The organism is Mycobacterium sp. (assembly GCF_025965855.1).
Taxonomy (GTDB): Bacteria; Actinomycetota; Actinomycetes; order Mycobacteriales; family Mycobacteriaceae; genus Mycobacterium.
This window is the reverse complement of sequence record NZ_JAOPWB010000282.1, coordinates 1-13,466: the sequence shown is the minus strand read 5'-3', so window position 1 is coordinate 13,466 and position 13,466 is coordinate 1. Positions and strand designations below refer to the sequence as shown.

The window sequence follows — 13,466 nt, the reverse complement described above, 5'->3', positions numbered from 1 at the left end:
GGTGTCGTCGCAGCGGCACAGCATCAACTTACCGCTCTTCAGACCCTCCCAGTACGGCGCCGAGTCGGGGTCGGGCACCGGGATCGGCGCCGCCAGTGCAGGATTCGTCACGGGTGCTCCCTGCTGTAGACGTTCGCGCCACCGAACGGCCCCCCGCCCGCGGTCACCAGTGCCAATTGGGCGTCCTCGACCTGACGCACACCCGCCGCGTGCCGCAGCTGCAGCGCCGCCTCGTAGTGGTGGTTGAGGCCATGGATGTAGCCCTCGGACAACAGCCCTCCGTGCGGGTTGACCACCACGTCACCGCCGTAGGTGGCGCGTCCGGTCGAGAAGAACTTGCCCACCTCGCCTTTCTCGCAGAAGCCAAAGCCCTCCACGGTGGCCATCACGGTGTAGGTGAAGCAGTCGTACATGCAGGCCACGTCCATGTCGGCGGGACTCAGCCCCGTCTTCTCCCAAAGCTTCGGCCCTGCAGTGCGCGAATACATCTCGGTGGGATCATCCCATTCGCTCCAGCCCGCACCGCCCTGTGAGTTCGACGATCCGACCAGCCACATCGGGGGCTGCTTAGTATCGCGGGCGATGTCCTCGCCGACGATCAGCACCGCTACCGCGCCGTCGACCTCCGATGTGCAGTCCAGTACCCGGAACGGCTCATTGATCCAGCGCGCCGCGAGATAGTCGTCCATGGTGAGCGGTTCGCGTCGCAGCGCGTGCTCGTTGGGTCCCGCATGACTCCGCTGAGTGATCGCGATGTGACCCAAATCCTCGCAGGTGGAGCCGAATTCATGCTGATGACGGCGGGCCCACATGGCGAACCACTGCGGCGGCACCATGAACCCTGACGCCGTGTCGAACTGGTCGTGGTGCTGCACCTGCATCGGTCCGTCGACATGACCAAATCGATAGCCCGAGCGGCCGTTGAGCGACCGGTACACCAGCACCGCCTTGCACATTCCGGCCTCGATCACCGCGGCGGCGGTGGCGATTTGGTCAGCTACCAGATTGCCACCGCCGTACATGGCGTTGGCCCAGGCTAATTCGTCGATACCCAGCGCCCACCCGACGAAGATCGGCTGCTCGGAGTCGTTGACCATGAAGGTGCAGATCCCGTCGACATCGGTCGGCCTCAGGCCCGCATCGGCGATGGCGTCGCGGCACGCCGCCACCGCCATGCCGCGGGTGGTGCGGCCGGAATTACGGGAATACTCTGTACGCCCGATCCCGACGACGGCGCAGGTCATCTGGCTCTCCGATCTAGTTGGGCGCCGGATCGCGCGGCAGGCCCAGGATGCGTTCGGCGATCAGGTTTCTGACGATCTCCGATGTGCCGCCCGCGATTGTCAGGCACCGGCTGAACAGATAGTCATGCACGAGCCCTGCTTCCTCGCCGACCAGGATGGCCCGGTTGGCAAGGCGCAGTCCAAGCTCGGCCACGCGCTGGGCGTGCTCGGCACCGAACAGCTTGGCGATGTTGCCTTCGATCCCGGGCCCGGCGTCGAAAACGGCTCGGGCGGCCTGCCGTAGGTTCAGCGTGGCCAAGGTGTAGGCCTCGATTAGCAGCGCACCGACGTCGCGCCCGGCGCCGGTGTCGCAAGGCCGGTGCCGGGCCAGCAGATCGATCAAAGCGTCGGCGGTCATGGTGACCGAGCCACCGCCGATAGACACACGCTCGTTGCCGAAGGCGGCCATCGCCACGCTCCAGCCGTCGTTCACACCGCCGACCACATCGCGATCGGGCACGAATACGTCGTCGAAGAAGACCTCGTTGAACAGCGTCTCACCGGTGATCTCGGTGAGCGGGCGGATCTGCACCGCCGGGTCGGTGAGGTCGATGATCATCGCCGTGATGCCTTTGTGCTTGCGCACATTCGGATCGGTTCGCACGGTGGCCAGCCCACGCTGGCAGTTCACCGCGTCACTGGTCCACACTTTCTGTCCAGTGACCACCCAGCCGTCATCGACTCGTCTGGCCTTGGTGGCAACCGCCGCCGCGTCCGAGCCGGCGCCGGGCTCACTGAACAGCTGGCACCAACGCAGCTCGCCCTCGAGGCTCGGCCAGAGGAATCGGTCGACCTGGTCGGGGCTTCCGTGCTGCAGCAGCGTCGGCACTACCCACTCACCGAGGCCGAGGCTGGGTTTGTCCACACCGTGCAGGGCGTCCTCGATAATCAACTGCTCGACGCTGTCCGCCGCCCGTCCGTATGGAGCGGGCCAGTGCGGTTGTAGGTAACCGCTTCGCGCCCAGAGCCGTTGGCGGTCGTCGGCGTCGGCCGCCTCGAGTTCGGAGCGAAAATCCAGTGCAGCCTGACGATACTGCTCCGCACCCTCGGGCAGGTCTACCGACGTGCGCCGGCGCAGTCCGCCGCGTTGCAGCGCAATGACCTTGTCCCGCAGCGCATCCTGATCACCGGCGAATGCCTGCAGCACGGTGGCCCGCCTGATGTACAGGTGAGCGTCGTGCTCCCAGGTGTAGCCGATGCCGCCGTGCACCTGCACATTCTGCAGCGCCACCCGCTGATAGGCGGTCAGCGCGTGTCCGGCAGCCATCGTTGCGGCCAGCTCGGCCTCCACGCCAACGGCGCGCGCCGCGTCCCACGTCGCGGCGGTGGCGAGCTCGGTGTCGACGAGCATGTTCGCGCAATGATGTTTGACCGCCTGAAACGAGCCGATGGGCCTGCCGAACTGCTCGCGGCCGGCGGCGTACGCCGTCGCCATTTCGGTGCAGGCGGCCAGCCCGCCAACCGCTTCGGCCGCGGACAGCAGCCGAAGAATGCGCGCCGCTATCCCGGCGGCGCCCGGCAAGACCTCGGCGACCTGCACGGAGGCCAGACTGACCACGACCACCGGTGCAAGTAGCCGGTCCACCGAGTCGACGGTTCGGGTACTGACGCCGTCACCGGCCTGCACCAGGACGAGGTCGTCGCCGGCAGGCAGCAGGAACAGGTCTGCGCCCGCCTCGGCCAGTGCCGGCACCGCAGTGGCTGTGACCGTCGAATCATGAACGACGGCATCGCCTTTGGTGCCAATGCCCGCGATCACGTCACCGGATACCAGCCGCGGTAACCACCGCTCGCGCTGCCCGTCGGTCCCGGCTTCGGCGATCACCGCGGACACCGCGACGGTGGGCAGAAACGGCCCTCCCACCGCGGCGCGACCCAGCTGCTCCAGGACAATCGTCAGTTCAGGCAATCCGTAACCCTGACCGTCGAATCGTTCGTCGACGTGCAGGCCGAGCCACCCCGTGGACACCATCTCTTTCCAGAGCCCGTCGGTGGACCACCAGCGACCGCTCGTGTCGCGGTCGAGCAGGATCCGGCGGGCACCCGCGGTGCCCGCCCGGCCGGCGACCATCGCGGCCGCCACTTCGGCGAGCGCGCGATGGTCTTCGGTTATCGCCAATGGCATTGGCAGTTCTCCGTCCTGTTCACCAGGCAGCGCCAAACCGCTCGCGGAAGGTCACCGACGTCGCCGGGCGGCGGCGCGGTGGCGAGAGCTTGCGTGCGGGCAGGCCCACGTAGACCGCGGCCATCGGGATCAGATTCAGCGGAAGCTGCAGCAGTTCGCGAACGCGATCAACGCCGAACGTGGTCAGGCCGGTGGTCAGACATGAGCCATAACCGAGGTCGGCAGCCGCGAGCAGGATGTTCTGCGCGGCCGGGTAGATCGACGACGGTGCGTAAACCTCGGGCACCCGGTCGGTGTCGGCGCACACCACCACCACGACCGGCGCCGCGGCGAATCCACCTTTGCTGAAACCGAATTCCAGATCGGCGACCAATACCTTGTCCTCGACGCTCTGCCGAACGAAGTCGCCGCCGCCTGCATTCCAGGTCTCTGTCCACCAGGCCGCGAGCAGAGCACGGGTGCTCTCGTCGCGGACCACGATGAACGTCCAAGGCTGGGTGTTCTCCGCGCTCGGCGCGTGCACCGCGGCCGCCAGCATCTGCTCGACGTCGGAGTCGGGTACCTTGCCATCCGGATCGAAGCGCCGACACGCGCGCTGGGCGTGGATGGCGGCGAGCAACTCGCCCACTAGCGCTCCGCCAGGACGCGTTCGCCGCGCGGGGCCCATCCGGTGAGAGACACCGTGGTCAGATCAAGCCACTCCCCCAATGACAGCGTGCCGGCCATGACGCGTTTCAGGAACTCCGCCATCACGATGTCGGGCTCGTTGTCCAGCTCGTAGATCACCATGTAACGGTGCGTCGGCGGCGGCAGCTGAGCCGGCAGGTCCTGGTCGTCGGGGACCTTCAGTTCCGTGATGTCGTAACGCTGCGCCGTAACAACTCCCGGAACGTCGAGAACCTCGGGCACGTGCTGAGTGTCGTACCACTTGTTGAATGCGTCGTCTCCGCCCTCGATCGGGTTGGTGAGAGCTATGAACAGGTTCGGAGCCACGCCACACGCCTTTCGCAACAGCAAGGGACTGCAGCCACACTATGGCAGTCAACTGCCATAGTCAACGTCGGGCATGACCCTCCAGACTGATTGCGAGCCGGTTGGTGGAGGATAACTGCCGGGCAATCAGTGTCTTGACGTGTGACAGTAGACTGCCATAATGAGCGAGTCGCGGTCTTGGTGCCGCCGGATCCTCCACTCGGCGTTCCGCCACCGGGCCATCAAATCGGAAGGCGCCAGATGAGATTCGCCGTGTACCTACCCAACTGCATGCACGTCGCAGCGATCACGCAGCCGTGGGAACACCAGCTGACCGGTGCCGACATCGCGCGAGTTGCCCAACGCGCCGAGCAGCTGGGCTATTCGATGGTGTTCCTGCCCGAGCACTTCCTCACCCCGACGAGTCATCTCGAGTTGTCCGGGGACCACTACTTCGACGCCACCACCGCCCAGGCCTTCATCGCGGGCGCCACCTCGACGATCACGATCGGCTCGATGGTCACGATCCTGCCGTTGCATAACCCGATCGTGGTCGCGAAGCAGATCGCAACGCTCGACTGGCTCAGTGGCGGTCGCGCCCAGACCACCGTGGGTGTCGGCTGGCTCAAGGAGGAGTACGACGCGATCGGCGTCCCCTTCAGCAAGCGTGGCCGCATGGCGGACGAGTATCTCGAGGCCATGTTCGAGTTATGGCACAGCGATTCGCCACGCTTCGACGGCGACTTCGTCAAGTTCGACGACATCGCGTTCGGGCCCAAGCCGATCTCCAAACCCCACCCGCCGGTGTGGATGGGCGGAGACGCCGACGCGGTGCTGCGCCGAGCGGCCCGGTTCGGCGACGGCTGGGCGCCATGGCTGACCAAGCCCGACGAACTGCCGGCCAAGATGGACTACTTGCGCTCGCAGCCCGGGTTCGACGACCGGCCGTTCTCGCTGTTCTACAGCCTGGCGATGCTGTCCATCGGTCAGGAGCACGCCGTCGTCGACGACCCGAATGCGCATTTTGGCCAGAGCGCCCAGCAGGTCATCGACAACTGCAACATGCTGGCCGAGCGCGGCGTTACGGACACCTGGGTCAACCCGCCTGCACTGGACGGGTTCGATGCCTACCTCGACCATATGCACTGGGTGGCTGAGGAAATCATCCCCAAGGTCGGATGAGTCTTCGCGCGACGACCGTCAGATTTACTGACCCCGTGACGACGGCGCGATGTTCAGCGGTACCGATTGCAGAGACATCGTCCCGGTCGGCCAGGGCATCTGTGGCGGCTTGTCTTGAGCCAGAGTGTATTCGGGTATGCGGGAGTGCCATTCCTCGAGGATGAGTCGGAGTTCGAGACGCGCCAGGTGCGAACCCAGGCACCGGTGCGGTCCACGGCCGAACGCGAAGTGCACGACCTTGCTGTCGAGATGAACCTCGTCGGCGTCCTGGTACCGCCGCGGATCACGGTCGGCGCTGCCATAACTGAGCATGACCGTGGTGTCCTTGGGCACGACCCTGCCCGCCACCTCGACCTCCTCGGTGGTGACACGTGGCGCGAATGGTACAGGTCCGTCGACGCGCAAAATATCCTCGATGAATGCCGGGATGAGCGCGAAGTCGTTCGCGACACGGCGACGCATCTCGGTGTCGGCTGCCAGCCTGGCCAGGGAAAACCCGACCGCAGAGGTGACGGTGTCCAGCCCGGCCAGCACGAACATGAAGCACAGGCCGAGGATCTCGTTGTCCGACATGCCGCCCTCGTCGGTGTCTTGTATCAGCTGGGTGAGCATGTCGCTGCCGGTCGAATTGGCGCGCCGCTCGGCGATGTGCTCGGTCAGATAGGTGAACAGTTCCAGCGCGTGAGCCATCACCTCCGGGGTCGCCTCGGCGCTACTCGGATCGGTGAATTGCAGAATCGCGTCCTTCCACTGCACCAGCCGGTCGCGGTCCGCCATAGGCAGCCCGAACAGCGTCAGAAACACCTGGGAGGGAAACGGTGTGGCCAGATCGGTTACCACGTCGCACTGGCCGCGCGCGACGATAGCGTCGATCAACTCTCCGGCCTGCCTGCGTAATTCGGGCTCGCGCTCGGCCATCTTCTTGGGGCTGAAGAACGGATCAAGCATTCGGCGGAACCGGGTGTGATCCGGCGGATCGATAGCGATCGGTACCAGCGGCACGGGACTTCCCAAACGGTCGAAAGCTCTTGCCGAAGAAAAGATCTCAGGCCGTTTGGCCGCGAACTCCACGGCCTCGGCGCTGGTCAGCACGATCTCCTCGCCAGAACTGACTGCCTGGCCCGCCTCCCGCAGTTCCCGCCACGCGCGCGTACGGTCCTCGGCAAAGGGCAAATCGTTGATATTCAGCGTTCCGGTTACGTCGAGCTCGGTCATTGAGACGGAGATCCTCTCTACCCGCGCTTGAGTCTCACTATGACAGTCTACTGTCATATATTGGAAGTATCATCGGTACCACGGCGAGTGTCAACGATGTGCCGGCAGCCGTAGTCGTTGTACTGTCGGGACACCCAGACGAACGAGGAGGGTGGCGGATGGCCCGGGGCGACCGATCACCACGGGACGAGCATGCGGACCGGATCCGGAATGCTCTGCTGAATGCGGCCCTGAACCTGTTCAGCACCAACGGGTACGACGAGACCACCACAGACCAGATCGCCGAAAGCGTGGGGGTTTCGCCAAGGACCTTCTTCCGCTACTTCCCGACCAAGGAGTCGGTGCTTTTCTTCGGCGAGTACGACTTCATCGACGCCGTGAGCGGGGTCTACCTCGCTCAACCGGAGAAGATGTCAGATTTCGAGGCGTTGGCCAATTCGTTCGCGTTGCTGGCGCCAGGCCTCAAGCGCATCCGTACAAGGATCGCGCAGTACCACGAGGCCGTCGCGTCGTCGCTCGTGCTGCTGGGCCGCGAGCGCAAAAACCACGAGGCCAACGCCGAGACGGTCGCCAAGGTGATCGCCGAACGACGCCGATTGCCGGCCCCCGACAGCGAATGCCGGCTCTTGGCGGCCGTCGGCATGCTGCTCGTCGAGCGGGCCCTCAATCAGTGGTTGTCGACACCGGGTCGGTCGCTTGACGACTTGATCCGCCAGGAGTTCGCCGCCCTGCCCGCGGTCCTGAAGTAGCGCGACTCAGCGATCGTCGAAGCGGGTGCCATCGGGACAGTGCCGGGGCGTGTCCGGTCCGCAGTACTGCGTGCGCAAGTAGCTGGGGTAGTTCTGGGTCGGCCCGGCGTAGAAGCCGGCGAGGTTCACCGGCAGGTCGTATACGCCGATTGCCACTACGTGTAGAAAGCCGGTAACGGCCAGCGCTCTTAACAGTCCTCTGACCCGTGTTCCGGCCCACCGCAGGGTCTGCACACCCGCCTCGACCCGGATCTGGCCTTCGTCGTTGCGGAAAAACATCAGTGCACCACTCGAACTGAGCACCAGCGACCACAGGACGGGGCCGTAGAGCGGTATCTGGACGGTCTGACCCGCCCACAGCGTGACGCCGGGAATCGACGCGGGGTAGCCGAGCAGACCGTGGCGCACTGCAAAGATCTCGAGCGGAAACTCGATGACGTATACCGCAAGCCAACCGACACAGAAGGTGCGGACGGGTCCCAGCGTCGGCCACCGGTGGCGGGCGCGACCCATGGCCCAGCGGGCGAGCGAGCCCATGGCCAGTGGCATCCAGATGTAGATCATGCCGATCATCAGCACCGGCTCGGCCATGAATCGACCGTCGGGGCTTAGCCAGCCGGGGATGTTCTGCGTCCAGTTGCCGAAGTTGACCAAGCCGGCGTTGTAGAACAGCGCCGGCTGAAACCAGTTGATCAGCGGGTCGTGCCACCATGCGATCGCCGATCCGATCACGATGGCGGCTTCGACACAGAGTTGACGCTCACGCACGCTCTTACGGACTACATAGACGATCGCGACCAATGCCAGGACGGGGCAGGCGATCTGGAAGGCGGTCATCGCCCACCGGGTGGCTCTCGGGATCGAGTCGGGACCCGGACTCACCGGAGTCGCATTGCCCGACGCGATCCACGAGATGTAGACGTAGGCGGCGATGACGACGCACACCGCGCCGAGGCCCGACCAGAACAGCACTGGCCGAATGGTCTTGATCCGCGCGGGCTCGATGACCGACGGCTCTGCTTGCCGAGGCGACTTCAGATCCGTCACTGCGCAGCTCCCTTGGCACGACCTAACCAAAGATGACAGCTCACTGTCACAGTGTCAACGTCCGGCATCGGACGCCAGGTGCGGCTATCGGTACAGCCGGTTCATCAGCGCGGCGGTGTCAAGATCCTCGACGGCCGTACAGGCCCGCCGGAAGGCAGCGTCGGCATTCTGCTGTGCCTGCAGACCCGGCCAATTGATAGTCATCGCCGTCGCATCCCAGGCTTCGGCGGCGAAAAGGCGGTACCGATCGAACGCGGTGTCGAAGGCCGGTACGTCCTTCACGCCGCGGGCACGCAGACCTTCCAGGTACCGCCCGATGAGATCGCGCTCCGCAGCGCGGCGCGTCTCCGCTTCCAAGCCAGTGGTCATCCAGTAGGACACCTCCCGCAGTCCCGGCCCCCGCCAAACCACCTGCCAGTCAAGTAGTCCAGACCGTCCGTCAGCCCGCGCGAAGGTGTTGCCCAGACGCGAGTCGCCGTGCAACAGAGTCAACGGCCCACTCTCGAACTCCCGGTAGTACGCGTCGGCATGCCTGTCGAGGGCCGCCGCGACAGCGCGCACCGCGGGCGTCACCTCTGGACGTTCCCGGCGAAGGGCCCCCCGGCGGCCGCGAGAGTAGAACGTCTTCAACACGCCGTATCCCGGCCGGGTGCTCCATGTTCGGATACACGCCAGATCCCCAACCAACCGCGGACTCTCCCAGAATCGGGCATGCAACGTCGCAAAGGCGTCGATCAGTCCCTGCGCGTGGGCGATGTCGCAACGGTCGGCCAATGCCTACGGCCGGCCGCCGGCGGCAACGATGTCCTCGAGCATGATCAGGAATCGCGCTCCGACCCCGGCACGCGCATACCACGAGCGCGGGGCGACACCGCGGAGTTCGTCGGCCGCTTCGTTGTAGAAGCGTGCTTCGTTGACAGCCATCCCCAACGCCGCCACCATCGTGCGGTTCTTTGCAGACAGCGGGGTGCTCTTCAGGAACAGATGGTCGGGCAGTCCCGCTGCGCGTCCCGACTCGTTCCATTCGACCGCCAGGCGCCGACGGTCTGTTGTGCCCGTCGTGCCATCCAGGGACGAAATCCGCTGCGCCGCAGCACCTGGCGTCGCGCTCGCCAGCTGTCTCGTCAACCATCCGGCCGTGACATCCGCTGCTGCCGATGGACCGGACCCGGGCAGTGCCGGCAAGACTGCCGCGACAAGCTCGCCCGCCGCGGTGAGGTTCGCCGCCGCCGCGCTGACGCGGTGCCGCAGTGTTCGAGCCGTCATACAGCGGCACCCTCCATCGCAGATTCGGGTGACAAACCCCTATATAGTGAACTAGGTTACACACGTAAGCTGCGCGCGATCCCAGTTGTCATGCATTCGGCGATTGGACGTCCCGGGTGTTGGCGACAGGAAGAACGTGATGGAGTCCGCTCCCTCACTTGCTCGTTGAGAGGCAACGATGCTTTTCGCCACGTCACAATTGGCACCACCAGCAACCCTCAACCCATCTGGTGTCTGGTTCTTCAACTGGGTGATACCGATCGCCGGCAGCATCTTCATCGTTCTGGCGGTGGCCGATGTAGTCCGGCGGCGGCGTCTGACCTGGGGATTCCTGTTCCTGTTCAACAGCCTTGCGGTGTACTGGATGGAAACCATCGGCGACTGGGGCCAGATGTTGTTCTACAGCCCAGCGTTTGCCGAGCACCATCTGCTCGAGTGGCTGCCGCTTAAGACTCCCAACGATCCTCTGTTCATGCCATTCGCCTACGCGGTGTATTGGGGAGTACATGCGCTTCTGGTGTTGTGGCTGAGTCAGTGGGTGTCCGCGCGGTTTGGTTGGAGCATGCTCAAATCCATGTTGGTGCTTGCGATTCCGGTCAATTACGTGTGGGACTTCGCGGTCGAGGGCACCGCTACGGCAATGGGATGGTGGACCTACGATCCCGGCATCGGTCCCGTTCTCGAATGGGGCAACGGCGGTCGCATCACATTGCTCTGGACCATCGGCATCATGTGCGTGTGGCCCAACCTGATCGCCTTCTGGGCCGGTAAGCCAGCGATTCGGGGCCTCAATCATTTTGAGCGATTCTGCCGATTGGATCGTTTCACCGTCCCGAGGACCTCGTTGCATCCGTCAGTCGACATCGACACTCTTGGCGGGATCGCCGTTGCCACCAAGCAGGTGCCGTTGACCAAGCAGCAAGAATTCGACGACTACCTCAACTACGAGGTCACGATTCCGCGATGGCGATTCGAACTCATGCGACTGGGCGCTTGGTTCATCGTCTTCCAGATCACCTTCTTTGTCTTTCTGATCATCCCGCTCGTGGTGTTGCGTACGTTGACCGGCGCCGACAGCCCCTACATTCCGTGAACCGAAAGGAGCCCGCCATGAACGAGATGCCCGCTGAATTCTTTCTTCCGCCGCAAACCAGCGCTGCACTGAAGCGAGAAACCGTCCGGCTTGTCGCAGTATGCGTTGCGTTCATCGTGGTCCTCGGCATCATCGTCGCACTGACGCAAGGCATCGTCATCAAGATGTGATGCCATAGCCGGCTGGTAAAAGGCCGTGGCGGGCTCGCGTTTTCGTCATGGCGGCGCACTCATCTAACATTAGTGTCACTTCTAGCGGAGGTGATGGACGTGATGTCAGAGCGGTTGGTTGTCTGTGCAAGCCATAGCCCGGGCAAGGAACGCGATGTCGAACACGCCTTCGGTCGCCGGTTCCGTTCGGCACTGACGTCAGCGGCCGAGCGCGCGCAACACTTCGATCCCGACATGGTGATCGTGTTCGGCGGTGACCACCGCCGCGCGTTTCGACACGTGGTGCCCGCGTTCGGGGTCGCATTGTCCGCGTCGATTCTGGCCGAAGGCGGCCATCCGGCCGGCGAACTTGATGTTCCGCCCGCGGTGGCACGCCGACTGTGCGAACACCTGCTGTCGGCCGGATTCGACGTCGCGGCATGTCGTGACATCGGACTGGATCACGCGTTCGCCCAACCCGTTCGGGATCTTCTTGGCGACTTGGCGGTCAAGCCCGTCATCCCGGTGCCGGTGAACTGTGCCACCGCGCCCCTTCCGACCGGCCGTCGGGTCGCCGAATTCGGCGCGGAGGTTGGCCGGTTCCTCGACGGGATCGCCGATCGGGTGCTGGTGATCGGCACCGGAGGGTTGTCACATTCCCCGCCGAGTCTGGAGGTCGACACCTACGACCTCAGCGATGAAGACCGGGCACGAATCATCGCCGAGGGTATGGCGGAAGCGCGCACGAAGATCCGTCCCGATTGGGACACCGAAGTGTTGGACGCGATGTCGAACTGGGATGTCGCTGCGCTGATTCGGCTCGTCGACACCGCCCACGTCCGCGCGGGCGCGGGCGCCAACGAGGTCAGGACCTGGCTCGCCGCGGGCGCCGCCGGCGGTGGACGGCCGGTCACGCCTCTGGTCTACGAGCCGGTACCGGAATGGATCACCGGGATGGCCGTCGCCGCATCAGTATGACCGTGGCGTCCGCACGTCCCATGCCGGCGAGTGTCATTAATTCGAGGAGTGGGCCCAATTGACCGATGCGCCACTGGCTGACATCACTGTCGTGAGCCTCGAGCAGGCGGTCGCCGCTCCATATGCCACCCGGCAGCTCGCCGACCTCGGCGCGCGGGTGATCAAGGTCGAGCGCCCCCAGGGGGGTGACTTCGCCAGAAGTTACGACCGCGCGGTGCACGGCGAGTCGAGCTACTTCGTCTGGCTCAACCGCGGCAAGGAGTCGTTGACCCTGGACTTCAAGCAGCCCGACGGCAGACGCATCGTCCACCGTCTGCTGGAAGGCGCCGACGTGCTGGTACAGAATCTGGGGCCGGGCGCTGCGGCCCGGCTGGGATTGGACGCCGAATCGGTTGCCCGCACGCACCCGCAGACCATTACGGCGACCATCAGCGGGTACGGCGAGGACGGCCCTTGGAGCGACCGCAAGGCCTACGACCTGCTGGTACAAGCCGAGGCCGGGCTGTTGTCGGTGACCGGCTCTCCAGCCGAGGTGGCGCGCACCGGTGTATCGATCGCCGATATCGCCGCGGGCATGTTCACCTTCTCCGCAATCCTCACCGCGCTCTACACCCGCGCCACAACCGGTGTTGTCCGGCCGGTGTCAGTCTCGTTGTTCGACGCCCTGCTCGAATGGATGTCCCAGCCGCTCTACTACGGCCGCTACGGGGGAACGGCACCGCCACGGACGGGTGCGCGGCATCCGACGATCGCGCCGTACGGCCCGGTCACCGCCGGCGACGGCGGAACCGTGTTGCTCGCGGTGCAGAACCCAGCCGAATGGCACCGGCTCTGCGAGATCGTCTTGGAGAGAACGGATCTCGTTGCCGACCCGCGGTTCGCGACGAACCCGGATCGGGTAGCGCACCGCGACGAGTTGGAGTCGATCATCGCCGCCGCGGCCGCGCGGCTGAGCGCCGAGGAACTCGAGGAGCGCCTCCAAAGCGCCGGCGTGGCACACGCCCGCATGAACGGTGTCGACCAGTTGTGGCTGCATCCGGTGCTCGTCGGCCGGGACCGGTGGCACGAGATCCAGACGCCCGGCGGTCCAGCCGCCGCGCTACCGCCGCCCGCCGCCCTCGCCGGCGTCGATCCAGTGATCGGCGACGTGCCCGCGCTGGGCGAACACAACCGAAAGATCTTGCGCGAGTTGGGATACTCGACCCTGGCGATCGACGAACTCATCGCCGCGGGTGTCACGACCGCATAGCGGCAGGCCCGTACTACTTCGCGCGCCCGAAGAAGCCGCGGTTGATGCAGGTCATCAACACATTGATGAGATCGTCGTCGTCAATCGGGTCGGGCAGGTCGAGAGCGGCCTGCGGCACCCGGGTAACCAGCGCTCGCAGGATCAGTGCGGTGACCACC

Annotated in this window: 14 protein-coding genes; 6 read left to right on the top strand and 8 right to left on the bottom strand. The window is 65.1% G+C overall.

Translation table 11 applies throughout. The features are described 5' to 3' along the window. Window positions 1-107 precede the first annotated feature (107 nt). Genes JWP83_RS24190 through JWP83_RS24175 form a run of 4 tightly spaced genes read right to left on the bottom strand, consistent with a single transcriptional unit; the run spans window position 108 to window position 4,401 of the window. Window positions 108-1,244, bottom strand: a complete 1,137-nt coding sequence (locus tag JWP83_RS24190) for a nonspecific lipid-transfer protein (RefSeq protein WP_297736039.1) — start codon at window positions 1,242-1,244, stop codon at window positions 108-110. Between the two features lie 13 nt (window positions 1,245-1,257). Then, window positions 1,258-3,408: an acyl-CoA dehydrogenase gene (locus tag JWP83_RS24185; protein WP_297736036.1), complete on the bottom strand. Its 2,151-nt coding sequence runs from the start codon at window positions 3,406-3,408 to the stop codon at window positions 1,258-1,260. Between the two features lie 19 nt (window positions 3,409-3,427). Next, window positions 3,428-4,036: a nitroreductase family protein gene (locus tag JWP83_RS24180; protein ID WP_297736033.1), complete on the bottom strand. Its 609-nt coding sequence runs from the start codon at window positions 4,034-4,036 to the stop codon at window positions 3,428-3,430. Next, window positions 4,036-4,401, bottom strand: coding sequence for a DUF4286 family protein (locus tag JWP83_RS24175; protein ID WP_297736030.1), 366 nt, complete (start codon window positions 4,399-4,401; stop codon window positions 4,036-4,038). The genes JWP83_RS24180 and JWP83_RS24175 overlap by 1 nt, the downstream gene beginning before the upstream one ends. A gap of 240 nt (window positions 4,402-4,641) precedes the next feature. On the opposite strand from JWP83_RS24175, the gene JWP83_RS24170 reads away from it, so the two are divergent. Further along, complete coding sequence (locus JWP83_RS24170; protein WP_297736028.1) at window positions 4,642-5,562, top strand: TIGR03619 family F420-dependent LLM class oxidoreductase; 921 nt, start codon at window positions 4,642-4,644, stop codon at window positions 5,560-5,562. Window positions 5,563-5,586: 24 nt separating this feature from the next. Here the strand turns inward: JWP83_RS24170 and JWP83_RS24165 are convergent, their stop codons facing one another. Next, window positions 5,587-6,777, bottom strand: coding sequence for a cytochrome P450 (locus JWP83_RS24165; RefSeq protein WP_297736025.1), 1,191 nt, complete (start codon window positions 6,775-6,777; stop codon window positions 5,587-5,589). A 158-nt stretch (window positions 6,778-6,935) separates the two neighbouring features. Here JWP83_RS24165 and JWP83_RS24160 point away from each other — a divergent pair, with 158 nt between their 5' ends. Further along, complete coding sequence (locus JWP83_RS24160) at window positions 6,936-7,526, top strand: TetR family transcriptional regulator (RefSeq protein ID WP_297736022.1); 591 nt, start codon at window positions 6,936-6,938, stop codon at window positions 7,524-7,526. Between the two features lie 6 nt (window positions 7,527-7,532). On the opposite strand, the gene JWP83_RS24155 is transcribed toward JWP83_RS24160, so the two are convergent. From JWP83_RS24155 to JWP83_RS24145, 3 genes are all read right to left on the bottom strand, one after another. After that, window positions 7,533-8,573 carry a spirocyclase AveC family protein gene (locus JWP83_RS24155; RefSeq protein WP_297736018.1) on the bottom strand — a complete coding sequence of 347 codons (1,041 nt, stop codon included), beginning with the start codon at window positions 8,571-8,573 and terminating at the stop codon, window positions 7,533-7,535. An 84-nt stretch (window positions 8,574-8,657) separates the two neighbouring features. After that, window positions 8,658-9,260, bottom strand: coding sequence for a phosphotransferase (locus tag JWP83_RS24150; protein ID WP_367185668.1), 603 nt, complete (start codon window positions 9,258-9,260; stop codon window positions 8,658-8,660). A gap of 90 nt (window positions 9,261-9,350) precedes the next feature. Beyond that, window positions 9,351-9,839: a hypothetical protein gene (locus JWP83_RS24145; RefSeq protein ID WP_297736012.1), complete on the bottom strand. Its 489-nt coding sequence runs from the start codon at window positions 9,837-9,839 to the stop codon at window positions 9,351-9,353. A gap of 178 nt (window positions 9,840-10,017) precedes the next feature. Between JWP83_RS24145 and JWP83_RS24140 the strand changes: the two genes are divergently transcribed. The 4 genes from JWP83_RS24140 (at window position 10,018) to JWP83_RS24125 (ending at window position 13,308) form a co-directional block, all read left to right on the top strand. Continuing rightward, window positions 10,018-10,932 carry a spirocyclase AveC family protein gene (locus JWP83_RS24140; RefSeq protein WP_297736007.1) on the top strand — a complete coding sequence of 305 codons (915 nt, stop codon included), beginning with the start codon at window positions 10,018-10,020 and terminating at the stop codon, window positions 10,930-10,932. Between the two features lie 17 nt (window positions 10,933-10,949). Continuing rightward, window positions 10,950-11,102, top strand: coding sequence for a hypothetical protein (locus JWP83_RS24135; RefSeq protein WP_297736005.1), 153 nt, complete (start codon window positions 10,950-10,952; stop codon window positions 11,100-11,102). A 93-nt stretch (window positions 11,103-11,195) separates the two neighbouring features. Then, complete coding sequence (locus tag JWP83_RS24130) at window positions 11,196-12,059, top strand: 3-carboxyethylcatechol 2,3-dioxygenase (RefSeq protein ID WP_297736043.1); 864 nt, start codon at window positions 11,196-11,198, stop codon at window positions 12,057-12,059. 58 nt (window positions 12,060-12,117) lie between these two features. Further along, window positions 12,118-13,308: a CaiB/BaiF CoA-transferase family protein gene (locus tag JWP83_RS24125; protein WP_297736002.1), complete on the top strand. Its 1,191-nt coding sequence runs from the start codon at window positions 12,118-12,120 to the stop codon at window positions 13,306-13,308. Window positions 13,309-13,466 lie beyond the last annotated feature (158 nt).

What these genes read in the sequence shown, in the direction of transcription:
- JWP83_RS24190 (WP_297736039.1), bottom strand. Translation starts at nt 1,244, where the DNA reads ATGACCTGCGCCGTCGTCGGGATCGGGCGTACAGAGTATTCCCGTAAT.
- JWP83_RS24185 (WP_297736036.1), bottom strand. Translation starts at nt 3,408, where the DNA reads ATGCCATTGGCGATAACCGAAGACCATCGCGCGCTCGCCGAAGTGGCG.
- JWP83_RS24170 (WP_297736028.1), top strand. Translation starts at nt 4,642, where the DNA reads ATGAGATTCGCCGTGTACCTACCCAACTGCATGCACGTCGCAGCGATC.
- JWP83_RS24165 (WP_297736025.1), bottom strand. Translation starts at nt 6,777, where the DNA reads ATGACCGAGCTCGACGTAACCGGAACGCTGAATATCAACGATTTGCCC.
- JWP83_RS24160 (WP_297736022.1), top strand. Translation starts at nt 6,936, where the DNA reads ATGGCCCGGGGCGACCGATCACCACGGGACGAGCATGCGGACCGGATC.
- JWP83_RS24145 (WP_297736012.1), bottom strand. Translation starts at nt 9,839, where the DNA reads ATGACGGCTCGAACACTGCGGCACCGCGTCAGCGCGGCGGCGGCGAAC.
- JWP83_RS24140 (WP_297736007.1), top strand. Translation starts at nt 10,018, where the DNA reads ATGCTTTTCGCCACGTCACAATTGGCACCACCAGCAACCCTCAACCCA.
- JWP83_RS24135 (WP_297736005.1), top strand. Translation starts at nt 10,950, where the DNA reads ATGAACGAGATGCCCGCTGAATTCTTTCTTCCGCCGCAAACCAGCGCT.
- JWP83_RS24130 (WP_297736043.1), top strand. Translation starts at nt 11,196, where the DNA reads ATGGACGTGATGTCAGAGCGGTTGGTTGTCTGTGCAAGCCATAGCCCG.